Origin of the sequence: Kribbella sp. NPDC026596, from assembly GCF_040638415.1 — a bacterium.
Classification (GTDB): domain Bacteria; phylum Actinomycetota; class Actinomycetes; order Propionibacteriales; family Kribbellaceae; genus Kribbella.
The window spans coordinates 90,526-113,819 of the sequence record NZ_JBEZYF010000006.1; the positions used below are offsets into that span (position 1 = coordinate 90,526).

General features: G+C 68.8%; 21 protein-coding genes. 11 read left to right on the forward strand and 10 right to left on the reverse strand.

What is annotated here, in order from left to right; all coding sequences use genetic code 11:
• Positions 1 to 186: 186 nt before the first annotated feature.
• The gene (locus tag AB0E63_RS06835; RefSeq protein ID WP_360362540.1) at positions 187 to 1,101 is read right to left on the reverse strand and encodes an alpha/beta fold hydrolase; all 915 of its coding nucleotides are present in this window, start codon (positions 1,099 to 1,101) and stop codon (positions 187 to 189) included.
• 143 nt (positions 1,102 to 1,244) lie between these two features.
• Positions 1,245 to 1,529, reverse strand: coding sequence for a DUF6653 family protein (locus tag AB0E63_RS06840; RefSeq protein ID WP_360362543.1), 285 nt, complete (start codon positions 1,527 to 1,529; stop codon positions 1,245 to 1,247).
• Between the two features lie 165 nt (positions 1,530 to 1,694).
• Between AB0E63_RS06840 and AB0E63_RS06845 the strand changes: the two genes are divergently transcribed.
• From AB0E63_RS06845 to bfr, 3 genes are all read left to right on the forward strand, one after another.
• Positions 1,695 to 4,577 carry a BTAD domain-containing putative transcriptional regulator gene (locus AB0E63_RS06845; protein ID WP_360362546.1) on the forward strand — a complete coding sequence of 961 codons (2,883 nt, stop codon included), beginning with the start codon at positions 1,695 to 1,697 and terminating at the stop codon, positions 4,575 to 4,577.
• A gap of 72 nt (positions 4,578 to 4,649) precedes the next feature.
• On the forward strand, positions 4,650 to 4,859 hold the full coding sequence (locus tag AB0E63_RS06850) for a (2Fe-2S)-binding protein (RefSeq protein WP_360362548.1): 210 nt from the start codon (positions 4,650 to 4,652) through the stop codon (positions 4,857 to 4,859).
• Complete coding sequence (bfr, locus tag AB0E63_RS06855; protein ID WP_360362551.1) at positions 4,846 to 5,334, forward strand: bacterioferritin; 489 nt, start codon at positions 4,846 to 4,848, stop codon at positions 5,332 to 5,334. Before AB0E63_RS06850 ends, bfr begins: the two co-directional genes overlap by 14 nt.
• On the opposite strand, the gene AB0E63_RS06860 is transcribed toward bfr, so the two are convergent.
• Complete coding sequence (locus tag AB0E63_RS06860) at positions 5,331 to 6,341, reverse strand: aminoglycoside phosphotransferase family protein (RefSeq protein ID WP_360362553.1); 1,011 nt, start codon at positions 6,339 to 6,341, stop codon at positions 5,331 to 5,333. The genes bfr and AB0E63_RS06860 overlap by 4 nt on opposite strands.
• A 148-nt stretch (positions 6,342 to 6,489) precedes the next feature.
• On the opposite strand from AB0E63_RS06860, the gene AB0E63_RS06865 reads away from it, so the two are divergent.
• Positions 6,490 to 6,690: a hypothetical protein gene (locus tag AB0E63_RS06865; RefSeq protein ID WP_360362556.1), complete on the forward strand. Its 201-nt coding sequence runs from the start codon at positions 6,490 to 6,492 to the stop codon at positions 6,688 to 6,690.
• Positions 6,691 to 6,694: 4 nt separating this feature from the next.
• On the opposite strand, the gene AB0E63_RS06870 is transcribed toward AB0E63_RS06865, so the two are convergent.
• Entirely contained in the window at positions 6,695 to 8,062 is a 1,368-nt protein-coding gene (locus tag AB0E63_RS06870) for an FAD-binding oxidoreductase (RefSeq protein ID WP_360362559.1), read from the reverse strand.
• A gap of 139 nt (positions 8,063 to 8,201) precedes the next feature.
• Here AB0E63_RS06870 and AB0E63_RS06875 point away from each other — a divergent pair, with 139 nt between their 5' ends.
• Positions 8,202 to 8,900 (forward strand): helix-turn-helix domain-containing protein, encoded by a 699-nt coding sequence (locus AB0E63_RS06875; protein WP_360362562.1) that lies wholly within the window; start codon positions 8,202 to 8,204, stop codon positions 8,898 to 8,900.
• Between the two features lie 72 nt (positions 8,901 to 8,972).
• Here AB0E63_RS06875 and AB0E63_RS06880 read toward each other — a convergent pair whose 3' ends face one another.
• Positions 8,973 to 9,527, reverse strand: a complete 555-nt coding sequence (locus AB0E63_RS06880) for a hypothetical protein (protein ID WP_360362565.1) — start codon at positions 9,525 to 9,527, stop codon at positions 8,973 to 8,975.
• A gap of 352 nt (positions 9,528 to 9,879) precedes the next feature.
• On the opposite strand from AB0E63_RS06880, the gene AB0E63_RS06885 reads away from it, so the two are divergent.
• A complete protein-coding gene (locus tag AB0E63_RS06885; RefSeq protein ID WP_360362567.1) occupies positions 9,880 to 11,733 on the forward strand; it encodes a sialidase family protein in 1,854 nt (617 codons plus the stop codon).
• Positions 11,734 to 12,352: 619 nt separating this feature from the next.
• Here the strand turns inward: AB0E63_RS06885 and AB0E63_RS06890 are convergent.
• Positions 12,353 to 14,650 carry a CDP-alcohol phosphatidyltransferase family protein gene (locus AB0E63_RS06890; protein WP_360362570.1) on the reverse strand — a complete coding sequence of 766 codons (2,298 nt, stop codon included), beginning with the start codon at positions 14,648 to 14,650 and terminating at the stop codon, positions 12,353 to 12,355.
• Positions 14,651 to 14,781: 131 nt separating this feature from the next.
• Between AB0E63_RS06890 and AB0E63_RS06895 the strand changes: the two genes are divergently transcribed.
• Together AB0E63_RS06895 and AB0E63_RS06900 are read left to right on the forward strand one after the other, a co-directional pair.
• Complete coding sequence (locus AB0E63_RS06895; RefSeq protein WP_360362573.1) at positions 14,782 to 15,051, forward strand: hypothetical protein; 270 nt, start codon at positions 14,782 to 14,784, stop codon at positions 15,049 to 15,051.
• Positions 15,048 to 16,046 (forward strand): lysylphosphatidylglycerol synthase transmembrane domain-containing protein, encoded by a 999-nt coding sequence (locus AB0E63_RS06900; protein ID WP_360362576.1) that lies wholly within the window; start codon positions 15,048 to 15,050, stop codon positions 16,044 to 16,046. The genes AB0E63_RS06895 and AB0E63_RS06900 overlap by 4 nt, the downstream gene beginning before the upstream one ends.
• A gap of 5 nt (positions 16,047 to 16,051) precedes the next feature.
• On the opposite strand, the gene msrA is transcribed toward AB0E63_RS06900, so the two are convergent.
• Complete coding sequence (msrA, locus tag AB0E63_RS06905; protein WP_360362579.1) at positions 16,052 to 16,696, reverse strand: peptide-methionine (S)-S-oxide reductase MsrA; 645 nt, start codon at positions 16,694 to 16,696, stop codon at positions 16,052 to 16,054.
• Positions 16,697 to 16,779: 83 nt separating this feature from the next.
• Positions 16,780 to 18,222: a PLP-dependent aminotransferase family protein gene (locus AB0E63_RS06910; RefSeq protein ID WP_360362581.1), complete on the reverse strand. Its 1,443-nt coding sequence runs from the start codon at positions 18,220 to 18,222 to the stop codon at positions 16,780 to 16,782.
• Positions 18,223 to 18,326: 104 nt separating this feature from the next.
• On the opposite strand from AB0E63_RS06910, the gene AB0E63_RS06915 reads away from it, so the two are divergent.
• Entirely contained in the window at positions 18,327 to 18,965 is a 639-nt protein-coding gene (locus AB0E63_RS06915) for a hypothetical protein (RefSeq protein WP_360362584.1), read from the forward strand.
• Here the strand turns inward: AB0E63_RS06915 and AB0E63_RS06920 are convergent.
• The gene (locus AB0E63_RS06920) at positions 18,944 to 21,103 is read right to left on the reverse strand and encodes an MMPL family transporter (RefSeq protein WP_360362587.1); all 2,160 of its coding nucleotides are present in this window, start codon (positions 21,101 to 21,103) and stop codon (positions 18,944 to 18,946) included. The two genes, AB0E63_RS06915 and AB0E63_RS06920, sit on opposite strands and share 22 nt — an antisense overlap.
• Positions 21,104 to 21,201: 98 nt before the next feature.
• On the opposite strand from AB0E63_RS06920, the gene AB0E63_RS06925 reads away from it, so the two are divergent.
• A complete protein-coding gene (locus AB0E63_RS06925; protein WP_360362590.1) occupies positions 21,202 to 21,792 on the forward strand; it encodes a helix-turn-helix domain-containing protein in 591 nt (196 codons plus the stop codon).
• The gene (locus AB0E63_RS06930; protein ID WP_360362592.1) at positions 21,789 to 22,085 is read left to right on the forward strand and encodes a DUF1905 domain-containing protein; all 297 of its coding nucleotides are present in this window, start codon (positions 21,789 to 21,791) and stop codon (positions 22,083 to 22,085) included. The genes AB0E63_RS06925 and AB0E63_RS06930 overlap by 4 nt, the downstream gene beginning before the upstream one ends.
• A gap of 66 nt (positions 22,086 to 22,151) precedes the next feature.
• Here the strand turns inward: AB0E63_RS06930 and AB0E63_RS06935 are convergent, their stop codons facing one another.
• On the reverse strand, positions 22,152 to 23,285 hold the full coding sequence (locus AB0E63_RS06935; protein WP_360362595.1) for a hypothetical protein: 1,134 nt from the start codon (positions 23,283 to 23,285) through the stop codon (positions 22,152 to 22,154).
• Positions 23,286 to 23,294 lie beyond the last annotated feature (9 nt).

Here is a 23,294-nt window from a genome sequence, read left to right on the forward strand (position 1 = left end):
CGCGGGACGTTCCGTTCTCCAGCGTTCATCACGGTTCGCTTCCGCAGGCGGCGCAGACTGCACGGCTGGTCAAGGAGCAGCTCACAAAGGAAGTCCCACTGGAAGTCCCACTGGAGCTTTTCGGAAGGTACGGCTTGCGGGCAGACGAGGAGGGCGCCACCCTCGGGTGACGCCCTCTCTGTGTGGTCAGGTGAGCAATGCTTTGGTGAGGCGGTCGGGCATTGAGGCGAAGGGGGAGTGGCTGGAGGGGAGGGTGCGGACGGCGAACTTGTTGCGGGGGGTTGCGGCGTCGGCCTCGCGGATCATCCGGTCTTGTAGCGGCAGCGGGACGGTGTGGTCCTCGGTGTTGCGGATGAAGAGGCGTGGGACCTTGCCCCAGCGTTGCGCGGTGCCGCGGGCGTCCTCGATCCCAACCCGCACGGGGAGATCCGGGTTGAAGGCGACGGCGAACTTGAGGTACTCCTCGGTGCTCAGGTCGTTGTACAACGCCAGCCGGCCGCGTTCGAGGTACTCCGGATCGCCGTTGCGCGGGTTGATCCGCACCGCACCGGTGGCCACCGGATCGGCCACCACGATCGCGCCCGAGATCCCGGTCTGGTTCTCCGGGAGTTGGGCGTAGTCGTTGGCAGACGCGAAGTTCACCGGCACGTAGGCACTGAGGTACACCAGCCGCCGCAGCAGGTGGGGGACAGCCTCGGCCACTCGGGTGATCGTGAGGCCGCCCATGCTGTGACCGACCAGGGTGACCTTGCCGTGTTCGGCCATCTTCTCGACCTGGGCGACGACGGCGTTCGTGTAGTCCGTGAGGCCGATGTTCGCCACCGGTGACGGCTCCGTCGCGAACGCGGCGAAGTCGTTGCGCAGGTAGGACTGCGGGTACGCCGCGTTGAGTCCGCTACCGGGAAGGTCGATGGCGAAAGCACGGTGCCCCATCGCCACCAGGCGTTCGGTGATCTCGTTCCAGTGCGTCGAGGAATGCCAGGCCCCGTGCACGAAGAGGAAATTCTGCTTGTCGTCGGTGGCGGCGACGGCCTGGGTGGCCGTGCCCGCGGCACCCGCGAGCGTTGCGCCCGTACCGGCGATGAAGGTTCGTCTGTTCATGGTTTCGGTCCGTTCTTTGAGTAGATGTAGATGTAGGCGTGGATGTCAGAACTCCCAGCGGGAGTACTCCGCGTTGTGCGCCTTCAGGTGTTCGAAGAGGAGCACCATGCGGTCCAGGCACCAGGCCTTCGCGCACTGCACGATCACGAGGCCCGAGACCGCTGCGACCGCGCCGATCGGTCCGAGGACGACGAGTCCGTCAGCCCGATCGGGATCAGCGACCACCAACCGATCCAGTCCCGGCTCCAGATCGAGATCGCGAGCAGCGGCAGGACACTGAACCGGGTCCAGACGCTGGCCGGATTCGCGTGGCGCATCCAGTTGTCGCCTTCGAGGCCGAACTTCCGCGCGAGCTTGGTCTCACGAGTGGGCGTCGTCTCACGGGTGGGTGTGGTCGGATCGGCTGACGGTGCCGATTGGGTGCTCATCTTTGCCTCCAGGGGATTGTCGATGTGAGCTCTTTCGATCGCAGATTGCGCCGGGGCACTGCCACCGGACTCCCGTCGCAGGGCAGTGCGCCGCCGCGGCGCTGCCATGGCGCTGCCGTGGGCGGGATTGACGAGGCAGCGGGGTCCGTAGCAGCGTGAAATGTCGTGAGGGTGAAGATGCTCGGCCCGATCGAGGTCGAGGACGCCGACGGGAAAGCTGTCGCGATCGCTGGGGCGAAGCAGCGTGCCGTGCTCGCCATCCTGGCGCTGAACGCGGCCCGGCCGGTGCCAGTGGAGACGCTGGTCGACGCTGTTTGGGGTTCCGATCCGGCCACCGACGCGCGCAACACGCTGCAGCACCAGGTGTCACGCCTGCGCAAGGCACTCGGCCGGGAGACGGTCACCAGTCAGGGTCCGGCGTACGTGCTGGACGTCTCGCCGGAGGACGTGGACGCCGTACGGTTCGAGCGGCTAGCTACCGAGGGTCGGGCCGAGTTGCGGCTGGGTGACCTCCGCGCGGCTTCCAGCGTTCTCCGCCGGGCCGAACAGCTGTGGCGTGGTCCGGCCTTGGAGGAGTTCGACGGAGACTGGGCGCGCGCCGATGCCGTCCGGCTCGAACAGTTGCGGCTCGACGTACTCGAGGACCGCGTCGACGCCGATCTACGGCTTGGCCACCACCGCGAGGTCGTCGGCGAACTCGAGTCGTCCGTGCGGGAGCACCCGTACCGGGAGACGCTCTGGGCGCACCTGATCGTGGCGCTCTACCGCTGCGGGCGGCAGGCCGACGCGCTGGCGGCGTACCAGCAGGCCAGGACGTTGCTGGCAGCGGAACTGGGGATAGAGCCCGGGCCTGAACTGCGTGACCTGGAGGCAGCGGTACTGCGGCACGACCCGGCGCTGAACTGGTCGCCGGTGGACGGCTCACCGCCCCCAGCTGGACCGGCCGTCCATGGAAGCCTGCCGATCCCGCTCACGAGCTTCGTCGGACGAGAAACCCAGCTGACGCAGGTACGGCGGGCAGTCGGCGAACATCGCCTGGTCACGCTGACCGGCGCCGCCGGCTCCGGCAAGACCCGCCTCGCGATCGAGGCCGCCGCCGGGCTCCGCGACGACTTCACCGACGGCGTGTGGATGGTCGAGCTGGAGCCACTCGCCGACGCAACCGCCGTACCGCAGGCCATCGCCTCCGCACTCGCCGGAGGTACGGCCGGGCGGCTGTCGGCCAGCGCGGACGACGGACCGGCTTCGGCCGGCGCTGGACTCCTCGAGTACCTGCGCCCTCGCCAGCTGCTGCTGGTTCTGGACAACTGTGAGCACCTGCTTCCGGGCGTGACCGAGTGGGCGCAGCTGGTGTTGTCGGCGTGCCCGCGGCTCCACGTCCTGGCCACCAGCCGCGAACCGCTCGGCATCGTGGGGGAGATCCACTGGCTCGTGCCACCGCTCACGGTTCCCAACGGAAGCGTCGACGATGCCGCAACGGAATCCGTCCGGCTGTTCGTGGAGCGGGCCCAGCGGGTGAGTACGTTCGAGCTCACCGCCGACAACGCGGAAACCGTGGCCGACCTGTGCCGTCACCTCGACGGACTCCCGCTCGCTATCGAGCTGGCCGCCGCCCGGACCAAGGCACTGCCGGTGAGCTACATCGCCACCGAGCTCAGGAACCGTTTCACGCTGCTCGTGTCGCCCGGCCGGACGTTGCCGGCGCGTCATCATTCGCTCCGGGCGACGATCGACTGGAGCTACGAGCTCTTGGACGAGCAGGAGCGAACGCTGTTCGACCTGCTCTCGGTCTTCGAGGGCGGCTGCTCGATCGAGGCCGCGATGGCGCTGGCTCGCGTCGGCGGCATCGATCCGGCCGCGACCCTCGATCTCCTCAGCCTGCTCGTCGACAAGTCACTGATCGTTCCCGAAGTGGCGGGGCAGCTGAGTGGGCGTTACGACATGCTCGAGACCCTGCGTGAGTACGGCCGCGAACAGCTTCAGAAGGCCGGTCTGCTGGCGGAGGCCGACCGGGCGCATCGCAAGTACTTCGTCGCGCTTGCCGAAGACGCCGAGGCCGGACTGATGTCGAAGGACTACCGGATGTGGCAGCTCCGGTTGGAGTCGGAGTTCGGCAACCTTCAGGCCGCGCAACGAAGTGCTGTGTCGAGCGAGGACTCCCTGCGGATCGCCTGCGCACTGTGGTGGTTCTGGTCGAGCAGCGACCGCCATGCAGTCGGACGGGAATGGATCGATGCCGCGCTCCGCGGATCTCAGGTACGCCCTTTGCTGCGCGCCCGCGCTCTGACCGTGATCAGCTATCTGGCCGGCCAGCAGTTCGATCTGGAGAGCGCCGTCGCAGCGGGGGAGGAGGCCGTCACGGAGACCGCTGACCTGTGGACGACCGCTTGGTCCCAGCAGGCGCTCGGGCTGGCGCTGGAGGTCGCGGGTGATCATCAGCGAGCTGCCGTCTTGCTCACCGAAGCGAGGGCGGTGATGGATGCGAAGGGCAGTCACTGGTACGTCGCCGCGAACGACCTCATCACCTGTCTTCGATCACTCCGCACCGGCGACTTGGACGAGCTCGACACGGCGAGTCACGAAGTACTCAGCCGGGCTGCCTTGATCGGCTATGAACCGTTCCGCTGCTGGGCGTATCTGTTGTGCAGCCGGGTCGCGGAGCTTCGTGGCGAGAACGCGACAGCCCGTGCAGAGGCCGAACGAGCAGTCCACGCGGCCCGGCGTACCCAACTGAACCACTACGTGTCGTTCGCCTTGGTCCAGCTCGGTCGGACCGCTCTCCTCGACGACGACCAGGCCGCGGCCGAGGGCGCCTGCCGCGAAGCGGTGATGGCTGCCGAGTCAGGCGGCGCAGGCTGGTTCGCAGCCCTGGCCCGCGTCGGCCTCGCGGCCGCCCTGCGCTCAAAGGGCGACGAGCAGGGCGCTACCTCTGTGCTTCAGGAGGTCGTCGCCTGGGGCGCCAGTACCAAGGCAACCGGTCGCCAGTTCTTCTACCTCGCCCTCGCCGGAGACCCCCGAACCCTGGCCGCCGCGGCGCTCAGCGGATGAAGTGGTCCCTCTTGGTCCGATATCCGTGGCCGGTCGTGACTGGCCGGCGATGGTTAGGGTAGCCTTTCCTGCGTGATCGTCTGCCACTGCGAGGTCGTCAGCGACCGCGACGTCGTCGAGAGCATCGAGGACGGCGCTCGTACGGTCGCGCAGGTGTGCGGGGCGACCGGGGCCGGGCGGAACTGTGGTGGCTGCGTCTTCTCGTTGAAGCGGTTGTTGTGCCAGCATGGGAGGTCGGTCTCGGCAGCCTCATTCACGGAGGTGGCAGGTGCAGCCGGTTAGCCCACGCGTCGTCGTACTGCTCAACGAGGCGCTCACACTCGAGTTGACGGTGATCAACGGGTACTTCCTGGAAGCCAGGATGCTCGACAACTGGGGATTCGGCCGGCTCGGCAGGGTCTTCTACGACCTGTCCATCGACGAGATGAAGGACGCCGACGAGCTCATCAACCGCATCCTGTTGTTCGACGGTCACCCGAACCTGCAGAAGCTCGGTGCCGTGACGGTCGGTGAGGACGCCCAGGAGATGCTCCGCCTGGGTCTCGAGAGCGAGCACTCCGCGGTCGCGAAGTTCAACGCCTCCGCCAAGGAGTGCCACGACCTCGGCGACCACGGCACCGCCGCGGTCTTCGAGGACATGGTCCGCGACGAGGAGAAACACGTCGACTGGTTCGAATCCCAACTCGACGCCATCGAACGAGTCGGCGCCCAGCAATACCTCGCCCAACAAATCGACCCCGGCAGCTCACCCGGCTAGAGCAACGGCGGCTTGCTGGTCAGGGTCGTGCGGCCGTCGAGGAGGTCGATGGCCGCTAGCGATGTGCGGTACCACCTCACGCTGCGCTGGAAGACCGACTGGAACAGATTGCTGATCACGGAGAACCGGAAGTCCCAGTAGCAGAGGTCCCAGCTGTAATCGTTCACACCGGCTTTGCGCAACGCCTCCCAGTAGCGCCGCAAGAGTTCGCGGTCCCGGCTGAGTCGATTGTTGGACGGTACGACGGTCAGGCAGTAAGCCAGGTCGTGTGGCGCCAGGCCGGGCTTCAGCTCGGACCAGTCGATCACCTTCGGGCGCGGGTCGCCCGTGGTGAAGAAGATGTTGCCGAGGAAGTGGAAGTCGCCGTGGACGAGCGTGATCGCACGGCCGTCGGCGACGCGGGCCCGGAACTGGCGCTCCCACGCGTCGACGACCTCCGCGAGGACCGAGCGCTCCGCGGGCTCGAGTTCGGGCGTCGTGGCGAAGAATCGCTCGGCCTCACCGCGCACCGCGTCGGCGTTGCGTGTGATCACGTCGGGCGGCCACGCTTGCGCCGTACTGGTCACCGACGGCTCCGACGCGCCGCTCAGGTAGTCCGGCACGTCGTTCCAGAACTGGGCGTGGAAGTCGGCGAGCACGTCGATCGTTCCGTGTAGTTGTGCGTCCGAAACCTCAGTACCGACGACGTGATAGCGCATTGCGCCCAGGTCCTCGGACAGCAGCAGTACGTCGTCGCCGTGATTCTGGAATCCAAGCAGCCGCGGCGCGGGATGGTTCCACTGCGGTGCCAGTTGCTGGAAGAAGCGGATCTCCTGGCGGGCCGCCGTGGCCCCGGCACCGGTCGCTCGCTTACCGATGACGGTGGTACTGGAGCCGTCCGTACGTCGCAATCGCAGCCGGACAACCTCCGCCTCCGACGCCACGAACGTATCGAGCACCTCTATCGCGGCCACCGGCGTACCCAGGGCGGCGCTGACATCGGTCACGGAGAACGCTGTACGGGTCATCGAGCACCATCCCACCACAGAAGCACGCCCGCCGACTGATCCGTTGCCAGTGCAGCGGGGCGCACGGTCTTCGTGGTCGCTGTTGCGGTGATTACTGCGCACGTTGTCGACGACTCGTTCGTGAATCCGCAGCCGGGGACGAAGGCCGGTGACCATCTCGTCAGCGGGCTGGTTCCGCTGGCCGGGCTGGCTCGTACTGATCGGGCTCGCCCTCGTGCTGCTGTGGCGGTCGAGAAAAGGTGGACGCCGTACCTGGCGATACACCCGACGGGCGTCCTTCGCGGCCACGGCATTCCTCGTACTCCGCAGCCCAGCACCCGAACCCCAGGTAGGCCTGGGCACGCCCTGATGCCTCAAGTGGGGTGGATGTTCTTGTTGTGGTGGAAGGTGTTGTCGGGGTCGTACTTGGCCTTGACCTCGGCGAGCCGCCGGTAGGTGTGATCGCCGTATGCCTCTCGGATACGACTGCTGTCGTCGGCGTCAAGGAAGTTGATGTAGACGCCGGCGGCTCGGTGTGGCTGGAGGGCTTGCAGGAACTGCCGCGCCCACGCGGTCTCGGCGGCGGCCAGTTCGCCGGCCTGGTCAGGCAACCACACTCCTTCGATGACGATGGTGTGGGCCACATCGCGACCGGCGTATGCGGTGGCGTCGTGGGGGATTCGGGCGACGGCGCCACCCATGTGGAACATCGCCGCGTACGACCTGGGCGAGCCGGCGGTGTAGGCGTGCTCGGCGATGACAGCGATGGCGTCGTCGGAGAGTCCGGCGAGGTTCGTGGACTTCCAGTAGTAGTGCCAGCCATGAGGAACGGTGTCGTCGATGGCGCTCTGGTGCGCGACGTACGGCGTGGGTGCGAGCAGGTCCGCGAGCGGCGTCCCGAACCGCCGCAGGCTCCGCACCGCACGCTCGCCGTCTTCCACGGCGCCGGCGTAGCAGCAGGCAACGGCGATCGCCGGCCGCCAGTGCAGGTCATCGGGGATGTCAGGCCAGGGAGGGATCGTGCCGAGCCTGACTACGCTGCCGAGCTCGTCGGGGGCATCGGCAACGAAGTCCCGGTAGAAGCGCAGTACCTCCGCGGTGTCCTCGGCCGCCCAGAAGACGGCACCGGCGACGACGTCGGGGCCGACGGAGTGCAGCGCGAACTGGAACGAGGTGACGATGCCGAAGTTTCCGCCGCCGCCTCGTAGGGCCCAGAACAGGTCGGGGTGTTCGTCGGTGGACGCCCGAACGATGCTGCCCTCGGCGGTGACCACCTCGGCGGCCAGCAAGTTGTCCACGGCGAGCCCGTGTTTGCGCATGAGCCAGCCGAGGCCGCCACCGAGGGTGAGCCCGGCGACGCCGGTGTGGCTCACGATGCCGCCAGTGGTGGCCAGACCGTGGGCCTGCGTCTCGTGGTCGACGTCGCTCCAGAGGGCACCTCCCTGGACCCAGGCGGTGCGGCCGGCGGGGTCGACCCACACGGCCCGCATCGCCGAGAGGTCGATGACGATCCCGTCGTCGCATACCGCCGTACCGGCCACGTTGTGACCCCCGCCTCGTACGGCGATCTCCAGGTCATGGTCGTGGGCGAAGCGCAGGGCCGCGACCACGTCGGCGGTCCCACTGCAGCGAGCGATCAGCCGGGGGTGCCGGTCGATGACGCCGTTCCACACCGCTCGGGCGGCGTCGTAGTCGGTGTGGTCGGCGGTGATCAGCCGGCCCAGGAACCCGTCGATCTCCATGGCGGTCACCTTCTCGCTCGGGTGGCCGACCTCGCCGGCCGTTTCGCTGTCGACGGCACCATCGCATCGCGGTCGACCCCGGCCGTGAAGTCAAGAATCTGGACTTCACACGCGAAGGCCGCGGCAAGACACTGGCGTCGTGAGGACATACGGCCAGTACTGCCCCATCTCGCGCGGCGCCGAGATCTTCGCCGAGCGCTGGACGCCGCTGATCGTCCGCAACCTGTATCTGGGGTGCGGCACCTTCAGCGAGATCCTGGAGGGCGCGCCCGGGCTCTCTCGCACCCTGCTCTCGCAGCGGCTCAAGCAGCTGGAACGGTTCGGCATCGTCAGCTCGGCACTTAAGCCCGGCGGGCGCGGGCGCCACTACGAGCTCGCACCCGCGGGTCAGGACCTGTTCAAGGTCTGCGTGTCGCTCGGCGAGTGGGGTGCCGCCTGGCTCGAGATCGCCCCCGAGCACCTCGATCCCTTTGTGGCCTTGTGGTCGATGTGCAACCTGCTGCGCCGAGACCGGCTCCCGGGCGGGCGCGTCGTCGTCCGCTTCGACTTCACCGGCCGCCAACGCCCCGAGCGGTACTGGCTGCTGATCGAGCACGGCGACACCGAGCTGTGCAAGACGTACCCCGGCCTCGATGAGGATCTCTACATGACGGCGGAAGCCGAAGCCTTCGTCAAATGGCACGCCGGCCAGCTCAGCTGGGCCGAGGCCACCCGCAACCGCCGCATCCAGCTCCACGGCCCGTCGTCGCTCGTACGAGCCTTCCCCACCTGGAACGCCCGCAGCGCCTTCGCCCACATCAAGCCGATCCCCCGCACTACGGCGACCTCAGCAGCCTGACCGGACGGCTACACGCCCTGACCGGTGGCCATCTCGAACTTCACGCGGTCGGCAATGCCCACAGCCGTCGTCTCATCGATGTACTGCGTCGTCGACCAGGTGAGGAATCCGCGAGGGACGGTGGAACGATGCTCTCGAGTCGGAGATCGGCGTTCTCGATCTCCCGGTACGCCGCCGGCGTTGCGCCGGTGCGGTCGGCCGCACCTCCGTCACGGATCCAGTCGGCCACGGCGACGCCTTGGTCCCGGACGGAGTTCCACCGCCGCGGGTCATCGGCCCCATGCCCGCCTCGATCGTCGCAACCACCTGTGGTGACGTCTCCGGCCAAGAGCACCAGTCACTCACCACTTCGACCAGGTTCAGCGTGAGCGCGTGGTCGAGATTCGCACCGGGCTCGTCGTCGAGATCGGCACCCGCCAGCGCCTCTTCGGCGATGGCAAGGGCGGTCACCACTGGAGCCGCGTCACCCTGCTCAATCGCTGGACACAGCCGATGCTGAGCGAGGTGCCCGAGTTGCAAGTACGGCGTGGGAGCATCGGCGAGGGCCGGCCGGAACCACCGCAGCCTCTTGGACAGTCGTCGGAGTACCTCTTCGGTGGGGTCAGTCGGGCGGCGAAAGATACTCACCACCCAACCTTATGGCGCAACACTCGGATTCCGGTGCGCCGGTGGGTGGCACCTGTAGCCGTTCGGGACCTTGTGCAGGTACTGCTGGTGGTAGCGATACCAGCAAGGCGATAGAAACGTCGCGCTGCGCAGTCGGTCAACCCCTCCGCGTCTCAGATCGCCGGACCGGCGCGCGCCACGCGAGGCCGGTCCGAGCCTGATTTCGGCTGCCGACCCGGTTCGCTTCTGAGTGGGCTCTGTGCGGCGCCGGCTCTCGCGTCCCGTCCGGTCGGCGAGTAGCTTCATGTCGGAGAGGATTCCTCTTGGGCGAGGAGTGCGCCTCGCTTCTCGCTCTTGGGCGAAAGGGGGAGGCATGCGCAAGCGGTTGTGGGTTGTGCTCATCGGTGCCGTGTCGGCGCTGCTCGTGATTACGGCAGGGAGCGCCAACGCGCTGAACCCGGACACGCTGGTCACCGTTGGCAGCCCCAGCTCGCCGTTCTCGGCGAACAAGCAGAACGAGCCGGCGGTGGCGATCGATGCCAACCACCCGAGCGTGCTGGCGGCAGGCGCGAACGACAACATCGACATGGAGGCCTGTAACGCAGGTCCAGACAACGACTGTCCGTTCACCGAGGGGGTCGGCGGGTCGGGGGTCTACTTCTCGTTCGACAGCGGTACCACCTGGACCCAGCCCACCTTCACGGGCTGGAGCGCACGCAACTGCGTGGGCGTGCCCGGCGACAGCGACCCAGTGTGTGCGCCGCAGGTCGGTCCGATCGGCACGTTGCCCGGGTACTTCGAGGCGGGCCTGGTGTCCGACGGTGACCCGGCGGTGGCGTTCGGTCCCGTGTTCAGGAACGGCAGCTTCTCGTGGGCGAACGGTTCCCGGTTGTACTACGCGAACCTGACGTCGAACTTCCCGGGCCGCTCGGCGTTCAATGGCTTCGAGGCGCTCGCGGTGTCACGGATCGACGGTCCGGCCTCGACTGGACTGACGAACTCCATCGTTTCGAACCAGGCCAACTGGAAGCCACCGGTGATCATCAGCAAGCAGAACTCGGCCCTGTTCTCCGACAAGGAGCAGGTCTGGGCGGACAATGCTTCCTCGAGCCCGTTCTTCGGGTACACCTACGTCTGCTCCGCGGCCTTCCGCGGTGTCCCGAGCAGGTCTCAGCCGCTGGTGGTCGCGACGTCGACCGACGGTGGTGACAACTGGACCACGCACCAGATCACACCGGCGACCAACAATCCCAACAGCCCGAACGGATTCGGCAGGTCGGGCTGCACCGTACGGACCGACAGCCACGGTGTGGCGTACGTGTTCGCCTACCAGTTCGCGGCCGGTACGCCGGGCAACGGCCTCCAGATCATGTCCAAGTCCGTCGACGGTGGCCGGCACTGGACCCAGGCGCAACCGATCTTCCCGGCGACCGACCTGTGCAACGCCTTCGAACCGTCCATCGGACGGTGCGTCGAAGACGGCATCGGAGGCGCTCGTGACGACCTCGGCCCGTCTCCGAGCGTGGACATCGCCAACGGTGCCCCGACCGGCACCGACGCGACGAACCAGATCGTCGACTCGTGGGCCGATGGCCGCAACGGCCTCAACCACGAGCGCGTGATGTTCTCCACCTCGACCAACGGCGGCACCAGCTGGACCAGCGCCCGGACGATCGAGACGGCCGGCGACCGCGGCTACTACGCCGCGCCGGCGATCTCGCCGAACGGGACCGACGTCTGGGTGGTGTACAACGCGTTCACCACGCCGTTCCGCAATGACACGACGTCGCCGCGGAATCTGGTCGGCGTGGTCAAGCACGCCGACGTCGGCCAAGGTGGCACCGTGGGTGCCTTCACCGAAACACACCGCAGCCCTGGCGGTGACCCGAGAGGCAGCAGCCAGAACAACCTGGCGGCGGAGTTCCTGGGCGACTACGTCTACGCGGCGGCCACCCGGACGTACGGAGCGGCTGTCTGGAACGACACCCGCGCGGCCGCCGTCTGCACGGCGATCAACACCTACCGCCAAGCTCTGCACAACGAGGCACTGGCGCTCGGAGCCCCGGTAGCGGACCCCGAGGAGCCACGCGGTGAAGAGGAAGCCGTCCACCAGGCGTTCAAGACTCAAGAACCGGATGCCGTAGCCCCGCCGGTGCAGCAGGTGTGCGCCGGCACGTTCGGCAACTCCGACATCTTCGGCGGGACCTACGCCGACCCGACCCCGTAGATGAGTGCAAGCCCGCGCCGGATGAGCGGGCGTTGATCAGTTCCGCAGCACGAGATGAACGAGGGCGCCACCCGTGTGGGTGACGCCCTCGCATGTCTGTTCGTCAGCCGGCCGACGGGAAGGCACACCGGTGTTGCTGTGGCAGCGGTAGCCGTTGGGGTTCTTGTGGAGGTGAAAGGTACTGCTGGTGGTAGCGATGCCGAGCAGGCGATAGAAGTCGCTCGGCGATGCTTCAGGTCAGGGGCGGGACGTCGCCCTCCCGGAGGGAGCCGAGGTCTGATGAGTTCGGTCAGGTCGTTGCGCCGATCCCGTTGATCGTCCCAGCGAGGGAGAGAGTCGTAGCCCTCGACCAGCCGGTGCGTCGCGAGTGTGGGCAGATCCGCGTCTGGAACGGCTCGACCGCGGCTCGCCTGTTCAGGGGTCACGTCGACACGTTCATGAACGCGATCCTGGCACAGCGTCCGGTCCTCGCGTGTCCAGGTCAAGCGAGGGACGGAGAGGATGATTGGTGTTTCAGTCCTGCCTCGCTCTGAGTCTTAGCCACTGCGACTGCCATCGGTCACTCCTCCGTCCTGGTACTCAGGCGTCAGCTCGACGCACAGATGTCGAGGAGGCGGGGCTAGTCGGCGTAGGCGGTGAGGAAGCGGTCCCGGAAGGTGTCCATCGGCCAGACCGGTGCGTCGGCGTCCGGCCGCAGCCCGGTCCGCCAGCCCCAGTCCGCTACCCGATCCGTCACGGCTGGGTCGGCGGCGATGATGCTGACCGGTACGTCGTGGCTCGCTCCGTTGCCAGACACGATGCTGGCCGGCTGATGGTCGCCGAGGACGACGAGCACCAGGTTGCGGTCGTGGAGCTGCTGTACGAACGAGGTCAGCGCGTCGAGCGAGTAGGCGATGGACTGTGCGTACGCCGCCTTCACCCGGTCCGGCTGCCGCCATACGTCTTCCGGCGAGTCGCCCTCGGCCGGCATCGGGTCGAAGACCGAGCCGTCACCCACCCGGCTCCAGTCGACCAGCCGGGGGAGCGGTGCCCAGGGTGTGTGGCTGGAAACCAGGTCGAGCTCGGCCATGACGGGAGCCCGGTTCGGCTTTTGAAACTCCAGCCGCTGGAATGCGGCCAGGGTGTACTGGTCAGGCATCGAGGCATAGCTGAACGACGGCCCGGCGTACCCCACGTTCCGGCGGTCGTAGACCATGTCGTAGTGGTAGTACGTCTTCGCCACCGACCAGTCCTCGTTGTTGGACGGTACGTCGGCGACTGTCCGCCAGCCCGCGCGACCGAACGCATCGGTGAGAGTGACCCGGTCGAGGGTGACGAGGTGGTCGTACCGCTGCTGGTTGTTCACCCACAGCCCGGACTGCAGGGTGGAGTGCGCCAGCCAGCTGATGCCGCCGAAGGTCGGCGAGGTGAGGAAGCCGCTGCGCGAGGAGAAGCCGGCCTGCTGCAGCCGCCGGTCCCCGGCCTCGAGCGCCGACCCGACCACAGGAGAGCCCAGCGCCGTGCGTCCGTAGCTCTCGACGAAGACCAGGAGCACGTCCTTACCTCTCAGACCGGTCAGCAAGTCGTTGCCCGGGGTGTCGCGGAACGGATCCTGCTTGAGCGCCCGTTCGAACTCCCGCTCGTCGCGGAGGTCGTCAGTGACTTGCGTGGCGAGCCGAGCTGCAGAGGTAGAGACGACCTGTCGTACGGGCTCCGGCCCGGCGCCGGTCAGCGCCGGCACGATCGAGATCACGGCCAGGACGGCAACGATCCGGATCGTCGGCCTCCGGTGTCTCGCTACGAGCCGGGTCACCCGCACGGCCGACAGCGGCAGCAGCGCGAGCAGGGCCGCGCACAGTACTCCGGCTCCGATGAAGACTGCGATGGCGCCGACGCGGCCGATCGAGTCGCCGAGCAGGCCCAGCGCGGAGCCGGCGTACGCCGCGTCGTACACGGGGTGGAACCCGCGGTCGAAGGCGAAGTAGAAGCCTCTGTCGAGCAGCCGCAGAATCAGCAGCACCCCGACGAGCAGACCGCCGACGAGTGCGAGGATCCGCGCGAGTCTCGACGGCAGTACGCAGACCAGTACGACGAACACCAGGCCCTCGAGCGGGATCCGGAGGAAGGCGGCCGACGACAGGCTTCCTGTGTGGTCCGGCACGAGAAGCGCAGCCCAGAGCAGGAGCACTGCCAGCGCCGACGTCACGGCGGTGCGAGTGCCGGGCGGACTCCCGGCCTGGCGCCACAGCCCCCAGATCTGACGGCCGAACGACTCGGCCAGCAGTCCCAGCGCGATCAGCAGCACCACCGTCGTCACGGCATCGGGCAGGATGCCGGCCACCGCGGCGGTCAGGGTGATGCCCTGGATCGCGGCGACCACCTTGGCCCAGTAGCGAGGCGGGAGCGAGCCGCGCAGCCACGGCAACGCCCAGCCGGCGGCCACGAACAGATAGCGGGCCGCACCGATCGCAAGCACCCACCAGCCCGTCGTACGGGCGACGTACACGCTCAGGACCAGGACCAGGAATGCGTCGACCTCCATGTCGAAGCGCGCGCCGAACGCCGAAACGGTGCCGGTACGCCGGGCGACCTGCCCGTCCACCCCGTCGAGGACCAGCCCGATCGTCGCGAGCGCCACGAGGATCGCCACCGGCGCCCGGCCGCCGAACGAGTCCGCCGTGAGCGCCGCGACCCCGCAGGCGAGGATCACGCGAGCCAGTGTCACTCTGTCCGCAGGCCCCAGCCTGTCACGACGGTGATGCGCCATCGCGCGGGCGAGCAGCGCGGCAAGGCCGGCTCCGGAGACGACGCCGGTCACCCAGCCGGCGATGTCGAGGCCGGTGACCGCTGCGAGTACACCGAGGAGCACGAGCAGACAGGCGAAGCCGGCGAGCGGGCCGGTCAGGATGCTGCGTGCTCGACCCTGAACCAGGCGCACGGTGCCTCCGTCTCTAGGGGTACGAGAGTCATACGAGAACAGCCTCGCACCGGTTCAGCCGGCCTGGAGAAGGAGACTGAGGTGCCGATAGAAGCAGGCGCGTTCTGGAGCCGCGGCTACGAGCGCTTGTTGTGAGAGAGGTGCACTTCCTGGTCCCGGCTGGGATCGACGACCCGCAGCGGCCGAGCGGTGGCAACGTCTACGACCGACGGCAGCCGGCCGGCCTGCTGGTTGCGCCGGGCGACCCACGGGCTCTCGCGCAGGCGCTGCGTCGGTGGCTGGGTGACCCGCGAGAGCGCGCGCGGCTGCGCGTGGCGGCCAGGTCCCGGCGCCTGACGCTGTCCGACTGGTTACAGACCTCACGCGAACTGTCGGCCGTGCTGTCGGAAGTCGCCGGATGAACCAGCGGCAGGTGACAGCCGTGCTACTGGCACGAGGCACTACTACGAGATCGGAGCCCGCCATCAGCCGAAGCATCTGGACCTGGGCGCGCCTGGCGGGCGGCGCCGCGATCCTTGCCGTTCTCGTTTGGCGGGTAGGCACGGGCCCATTGGTGGACGGTCTCCGGCTGACGACCGGTTGGTCGCTCGCCGCCGCGCTCGCAATCACCTCGCTGACCACGTTGTGCTGTGCATGGCGGTGGCGGATCATCGCCGGCCGGCTCGGCGTCGAGATGCCGCTGAGGACCGCGGTGGCGGCGTACTACCGATCCCAGTTCCTCAACGCCACGCTGCCCGGCGGGGTGATCGGCGACGTACACCGCGCCGTGCGCCACGGACGCGAGGTCGGCGACCTGGGCCGCAGCCTGCGGGCCGTCGCGTGGGAGCGGGCGTCGGGATTCACGGTACAGATCGTGCTGACGGTGGGCGTGCTGTTCCTGCTGTCGTGGCCCGCCTTTGTTCCCCCGGCCGCCGTGACGGTCGTCGCCGGCGTGGCGCTCATCGCCGTACTTCTTTATCTCAAGGGACGTCGCCTCTCCTCGCGGATCGGACGCGCCCTCACCAGCGACCTCCGCGATGCGGTCCTCGCGCCCCGGGTCTGGCCCGGCATCCTGCTCGCCTCCACCGTCGCCGTACTCGGCCACGCCGCTGTGTTCCTGATCGCAGTGCGAGCAACCGGCGCGGACGTGTCCCCGGCTCGCCTGCTGCCTCTGGCACTGCTCGTCCTGACGGCCTCCGCAGCGCCCACGAACATCGCCGGCTGGGGACCCCGCGAGGGCGCGGCCGCCTGGGCGTTCAGCTCGCTCGGGCTAGGCGCGACGCTGGGCGTCACCGTCGCGGTCGTGTACGGCATGCTCGCCCTGGTTGCAACGCTCCCTGGAGCCGTCGTCCTGCTGGTCGCGCGTCAAACACGCCAGATGCCCCCGAACTCAGAGAGTCCAGGGGCATCGCAGTAGATCTGTCAGACGTCAGCCGGGAACTTCGCGCCGGTGTTGCTGTGGCAGCGGTAGCCATTGGGGTTTTTGTGGAGGTACTGCTGGTGGTAGGCCTCGGCGTAGTAGAAGGTGGTGGCGGGGGCGATTTCGGTGGTGATGTCGCCGTAGCCGAGGGGCTTGATGACCGGGGCGTAGAGGTCGCGGGTGCGCTCGGCCTCGGCGCGCTGGGCGTCGGTGGTGTAGTAGATGGCCGAGCGGTACTGGGAGCCCAGGTCGTTGCCCTGGCGCATGCCCTGGGTCGGGTCGTGCGTCTCCCAGAAGACCTTCAGCAGATTGGTGAAGGTGGTCTTGGTCGGGTCGTAGACGACCCGGACCGCCTCGGTCTGACCGGTGCGGCCGCTGCAGACCTCGTCGTACGTCGGGTTGGGGGTGTATCCGCCCGCGTAGCCGACGGCCGTGGTGTAGACCCCGGGCTGCTGCCAGAAGATCTCCTCGGTACCCCAGAAGCACCCGGTGCCGAACCAGACCTCTTCGAACCCCTCGGGAGCCGCCGCGGTCTGCGGCGTACCGAGCACGATGTTGTCCGCCGGTACGGCGAAGCCGGGCTCCGGCCGGCCGGGCAGCGCGGCCTCGGGCTCGACCAGGGCTGTGTTGCGCTTGAAGAACGACATTCTCACGCCTCTCGCAGTGTGACTTTCATAGTGTCTCAACGCGACGGGTGAGACGAACCTTCCGCCGGCCGATTACGGCACGCTCACGCGATCATGGCCGCCGTACGCCGGGTCGGCGCGGGCCTGCTGGTCAAAGCGGCGTACGACGACGCCAGCCGGCGAACCCCGTCACGCAGCGCATCCGCGGGCAGCGTGTACGGCAACCGGATGAACGACTCCAGCCCGCCATCCGGCGAGAACCGCGCCCCCGCCACCAGCAGGACGCCGTTCCGCTGCGCGACCCCGACCAGACTCGACCCCACCGGCTCCGGGAGCTCACACCACAGCGACAGGCCGCCACCCGGCAGCCGGAACCGCCAGGACGGCAACTCCGCCGAGACCACCTCCGCCAGCGCGTCCCGCTGGCGGGCAAGGGTCACTCGCCGCTCCGGCAGCAGTGCCGCCCGCTGCCGCAACAGACGCGCGACAACCAACTGCTCCAGCACCGGTGCCCCCAGATCGAGCGAGGCCCGCGCGTCGAGCACCTGGGCGACCAGGGATTCCGGCACCCGCATCCACCCGATCCGCAGCCCGCCCCAGAACAGCTTGCTCGCCGAGCCGACCGTGATCACCCCCTCGGGGTGGTACGACGCGAACGGCGGCGGCATCTCCTGACCGTCCAGCGACAGCCCGAACAGCGTCTCGTCGATGATCGCCGTCGTCCGGCTCCGCGCGAACGCGGTCGCCAGCTGCTGCCGATCCGCCGCCGACATCAGCCAGCCGGTCGGGTTCTGGAAGTCCACCACCAGCCAGGCGGCCCGCGGCGCGGTCTGCCGGATGGTTGCCTCCAGCAAGGGAAGGTCCCAGCCGCTCGGGCCCATCGGCACTGCCACCAGCCGGCAGCCGCTGCGCCGGATCGCGTCGACCGAGTTCGGGTGGGTCGGGCTCTCGGTCAGCACCCGGTCGCCGATCTGGGTCATCGCCCGGATCGCGATCGACGTCGCGGCCAGCGCGCCGGCGGTGATGATGATCTGCTCCGACGAGGTCGGCAGCCCGCGTTCGGTGTAGACGGCCGCGACCTCGGCACGCAGTTCCGGCAGGCCCTGCGGGTGGTACCCGGGGGTGGCGAGGTGGGCCGGGAGATCGGGGGTCGCCGCGGCGACCGCGGCACTGATCCCCGGGATCGCGGCCGGCGCCGCGGCGGTGAAGTCGTAGTGCGCGTCGGTGTCGAACGTGGGGGCGTGGTGCCGGCCGAGCTCGGGCTCGAGCCGGCCGGGGAGGGCGGTGACACTGCCGGAGCCGCGACGGCTCATCAGGTACCCGCCGTCGCGCAACTCCCGGTACGCCGAGGCCACCGTCGTACGGCTGACTCCGAGTGCGTCGGTCAGCTCGCGCTCACTCGGCAGCCGCGAGCCGGGCATGATCCGGCCGTCCGCGATCAGCAGCCGGAGCCGCTCGGCGAGGACCCGGTACGCCGGGCCGGTCCCGTCGGCCCAGGCGCCGAGCAGGCCGGAGAGCGTACTGGCGGGAAGATACTGACCTTTCATGCAGTCCACTATCGCGTAATTGGCTATCGATTACCAGGCCACTTACTCCGCAAACTGGAGAAGTGAATGCCACTTCCGAGGCCCCTCCTCGTCAACTAGCGCCCTTGAACCCGATCCAGCAGCTGAAAGCAGGCCACCTGCCGCGCCGCCTGGTCCAGCTGTACGTCGGCCTCACCCTGTACGGCGCCTCGATGGGACTGATGATCCAGGGCAACCTCGGCCTGGACCCGTGGGACGTGTTCCACTCCGGCATCACCAAGCACCTGTCGCTGAGCTTCGGCACCGTGGTGATCGCGGTGAGCTTCGTCGTACTGCTGGCGTGGATCCCGCTGCGGCAGTGGCCCGGTCTCGGCACGATCAGCAACGCGATCGTGATCGGTCTGGTGACGGACCTGACGCTGGCGACGGTCGACCGGCCGGACGCGCTCTGGCTGCGGATCGTCTTCATGGTCGCGGGAGTCGTGGTGAACGCGTTGGCCGGTGCGCTCTACATCGGTGCCCAGTTCGGCCCCGGTCCCCGGGACGGTCTGATGACCGGCCTGGTACGCCGTACCGGCCTGAGCGTCCGCCTGGTCCGGACCACGCTCGAGCTCACCGTCCTCGCGACCGGGTTCCTGCTCGGCGGCGCGGTGGGAGTGGGCACGATCGTCTACGCACTGTCGATCGGCCCACTCGTCCACTTCCTCCTCCCGATCTTCACCGTCCGGCTGAAGACCGTGCGTCAGCCGACGGTTTCCAGCTGACGTTCCTCGGGCGCTGTCGACCCCGACTCGATCCGACGCGGCCACCACGCGCGGCGGCCGAGCAGGGCGATGACGCTCGGGACCAGGAAGATCGACATCACGAACGCTGAGATCACGATGCCGGCGGCGACCGAGAAGCCCATCTCGGTCAGCAATGCCATCCCGGCCAGCATCAGCGACGAGAAGGTGCCGGCCAGGATCAGCCCGGCGGCCGCGACCGACGGGCCGCCGTGCTCGATCGCGAGGTCGGCAGCCGCCCGCGGTTCGGTCCCGCGCTCGGCCTCCTCCCGCAACCGCGCGATCATCAGGATGTTGTAATCGGTGCCGATGGCAACGACAAACAGGTAGAGCATGATCGGCAGCGAGAACGTCACCCCGGCATGTCCGGCGGCGCCCTGGAACACGAACACCGTCGCCCCGATCGAGCTGAAGAAGCTCAGTACGACGGCGAGCATCAGCACCAGCGGAGCCAGCAGCGACCGCAGCAGCAGCGCGAGGATGATCGCGATCAGCCCGCCCGCGACCGGGAAGATCACCGAGAGATCCCGGCTGTTCGCGTCCCGGATGTCGGTGTAGCTCGCGGTCACCCCGCCGAGCAGCGCGGTCGTTCCGGCCGGCGCCTCGGCATGCGCCACGTCACGGAGCTTCCCGTCGACCAGATCCAGCGACGAGGTCGCGTACGGCGGATCATTGAGTACGACGTTGAGCTGGGCAACCGTCTTGTCCGCGTTGAGCAGCGCCAGACTGCCGTCCGCGGCAGCCGGGAGCACGGCACCGACCCCGTCGACCTTCGCGAGCTTCCCGGCGTACGTCGTGAGCTCTGTCGGACTGAGCGTCGTACCGTCGGAGCTGCGCACGTAGACCGTGGTCGGGTTGAGTGCACCGGCAGGGAAGCCGGCCTGCAGGTCCTTGATCGCGCGGGCGGACTCGGTGCCGTCGGGAAGTTGGCTGAAGGCGTCGTAGTCGACCTTCATCCCGAGCGCGCCGAGGGCGAGCGCGACCATCACGCCGCCCGACGCCAGGGCGACCACGGCCGGACGCCGCGCGGTGAACCGGCCGAAGCGCTTGAACATCGCGCCCTTCGGCGTCTTCTGCCACGACTTCGACGGCCAGAACACCTTCGGGCCGAGCAGTGACACGACCGCCGGGATCAGCGTGATCGCGGCGAGGGCCATCACCGCCACCGCGATCGCGAGCCCCGGGCCGAGGCTCTTGAACCCACCGAACACGGCCAGCAGCAGAGCGCTGAAGGCGACGATGATCGCGCCCGCCGCCGACACGATCACCTCGGACACCCGGGTGGCCGCGTTGACCAGGGCCTCCTTCGGCTGCTCGCCGGCGCGCAAGCGTTCGCGGTAGCGGAACAGCAGGAACAGGATGTAGTCCGTCCCGACGCCGTACAGCACGACGGTCAGGATGGTCTGCAGGTCCTGCGTCACCTGTAGGTCGAACGCCTTCGCGGCCAGCGCGATCAGGCCAGGCGCGATCGCGGCGACCAGGCCGACGGTCAGGATCGGCAGGAACGCGGCCACCGGACTGCGGTAGATGACCAGCAGCAGGCCGATGATCAGTACGACGGTCGCGATCCCGACCACCACGAACGCGTTCTCGAACGCGTCCTGGTTGTCGAGGTAGAGCGCGGCGTCGCCGGTCACGCCGTACTCGAGGTCGGCGCCGGTCAGGGCCGGGCCGGTCACGTCGCGGACCTTCTGGACCGCGTCGAGCACGGCCTGGTCGTCCGGCAGGCCCTTCAGGCCGACGCTGACGATCTGGACCTGCTTGTTCGGCGAGACCGCCTGCGGCCCGGTGATCGCGCCGGTGACGCGATCGATCTTCGCCGCGGTGATCTCCGTCGCCAGTTCGGTCACCTTGGCCTGGTCGCCGGCGGTCAGTTCGCCGCCGGCCGCGCGCTTGACCACGATGCTGGCGGTCGCGTCGTTGGTCTGCCCGAACGCGTCGGCGGCCAGCTTCTGCGCCTGCACGGACTCGTAGGTGTCCGGGAGGAACGCGGCCTGGTCCTTGTTGGTGACGTCCGCGAGCGTCGGCGCGAACGCGAGCACGGCCACCGCCGCGACCACCCACGCGGCGATCACCTTCCACGGGTTGTGGACGACGAATCGTCCGAGTCTGCTGAACACCCCGAACCCCTCCTGCGGGTTGTTTCTGCTGTCTACCTGCCGGTCGGTAGGTAGACTACCTGCCGCCCGGTAGGCAGGTGAAGTGAGAAGGTGGTGACGTGCAGCACGCGACCAGTTCCCGCGATACCAAGGCGGCCATCCACCGGGCGGCGCTCGAGCTGTTCTCCACCCAGGGGTACGAGAAGACGAGCCTCCGAGAGATCGCCGAGCAGGTCGGCATCACCAAGGCGTCGCTGTACTACCACTACTCGTCCAAGCAGGAGCTGCTCCGCGCGATCGTCGGCACGTTCCTGGACGACATGCAGCGGGTGCTGGCGCTCAGCGACGAGCTGGCCTGGTCCCCGGAGGCCGAGCGCGAGCTGCTCGGCGCGTACGTCGACGTCGTCATCCACCACCGGTCGACCGGGCCTACGCTGCTCCGCGACATCGCCGCCGTACTCGCGGCTTTCGGTGACGACCTGGATCAGTTGATCGCGCGGAGCCGCCGGTTCCAGCTCTGGCTCGCGGGGCCCGATCCGACGCCCGCCGACCGGCTGCGGGCTGCCGCCGCGGTCGAGTCGATCGGGGCCGCGATGGCGATCGAGCTCGACGTCGAGGTCACCGATGCGGAGATCCGCGCCACGCTGCTCGACGCCGCCACCGCGATCCTCGCCCGCCGCAGCCGTGCGGTCGCGGACGTGTCGCCGTGAGCAGTTTCCAGTTCTCGGCGCCGCTGTGGCAGTACCCGGGCGAGGGCAGTTGGTACTTCGTCACCGTGCCGGAGGAGATCAGTGACGACATCGCCGACCTGACCGCCGGCTTGCGCAAAGGCTTCGGCTCGGTTCGCGTCACCGCCACGATCGGCAGCACCACCTGGCAGACCTCGGTCTTCCCCAGCAAGTCCGGTACCTACCTGCTCCCGGTCAAGAAGCCGGTCCGCACCGCCGAACACCTCACCGAAGGCGTTCCCGTCGAAACCCAGCTACAACTAGCGGACCTGTAGTCCAGGCGGGGAAAGGCGAACGCCGCCGGGTGGCCGGCGGCGTTCGGGGTTGCTTGGTGGTGCGAGTTACTTGGTGAGGTCGGGGCCCTTCTGGCCCTGAGGCTGGCCACCGGTCCGCTGGGCTTCGCCTTGGCTGGCCTGCTCCTGCCCCTGCCCGGCAGCTCCCTGCGGGCCGTGCTGGGCCGGGATCTGGCTGGCGGGCGCCTGGCCGGCGTTGACGAACTGAGCGAGGTTGCCCTCGGGGCCGGCGCGGTGCTGGCCCGGGTCCTGCTGGGCGTACTGGTAGCTCGAGGCCTGCATGGCCGTGGCGGCAGCGGCCAGGCGCTGGGCGGCAGCCGCCTGAGCCGCGGGGCCTTGCTCCGCCGCTGCTACCAGCTGGTGGGCGTGAGCGGTCAGGGTCTGCAGATCCTTCTGCCCCGGGTCCAGCGCGACGAGGTTCCGGTCGTTCCTGAACTGCTGGTACGCGCGCATCGCGGACTGGCCACGTTCGGTCGCGTACGACCGCGTGCCCTGGTACCAGCGGGACACCTTACCCGCGGTCTGCCGAGTGGCGTCGGCCACCTGCCGTCCGGCGCCGGCGACGGCCTGAGCGCCCGCGGTGGCCGCTCCGCCGACTGCCCGGCCGGCTCCGCGGAACGCCTCGCCGGCTCGCTGCGCGGCCAGGTCGGCCCGTGCGGCGGTGTTCTGGCCGAACTGAACGGCGCCGTCCCGCATCTCACCGACCCGCGCCGCGGCATCGCTGCCGAGCTGGCGAGCCTGAGCCGCGGTGTCACGGCCGAACTGCACGGCGCCATCACGGATCTCGCCGGCCCGGGCCGCGGTGGCCTGCCCGAACTCGGTCGCGCGGTTGACAGCGCCGTCCCGGATCTCGCCGGCGCGGGCGGCGGTAGCCTGGCCGAACTCGGTCACGCGGTTGACGGTGTTGTCGCGGATCTCACCGGCCCGCGCGATGGCGTCACGACCGTACTGGCGGGTCTGGCTGGCAAGTGCCTGCGCGCCCTCGCTGATGCGCTGCCCGGTCGCGATGGCGGTCTGCTGGACCCGCTGGGCCGTTTCCATGAGCCGGGTGAGCACCGGCTTGTGGTTCACCGCGCGGCGCAGATTCTCCTGCTGGGTCGCGTCGAGGCTCGCGAGCCACTCGAGCGCCCCGAAAGCATCGCCCTGTCGCCACATCCCAGGGCCTTCGTGTGGGGTGGTCATATCCGAACT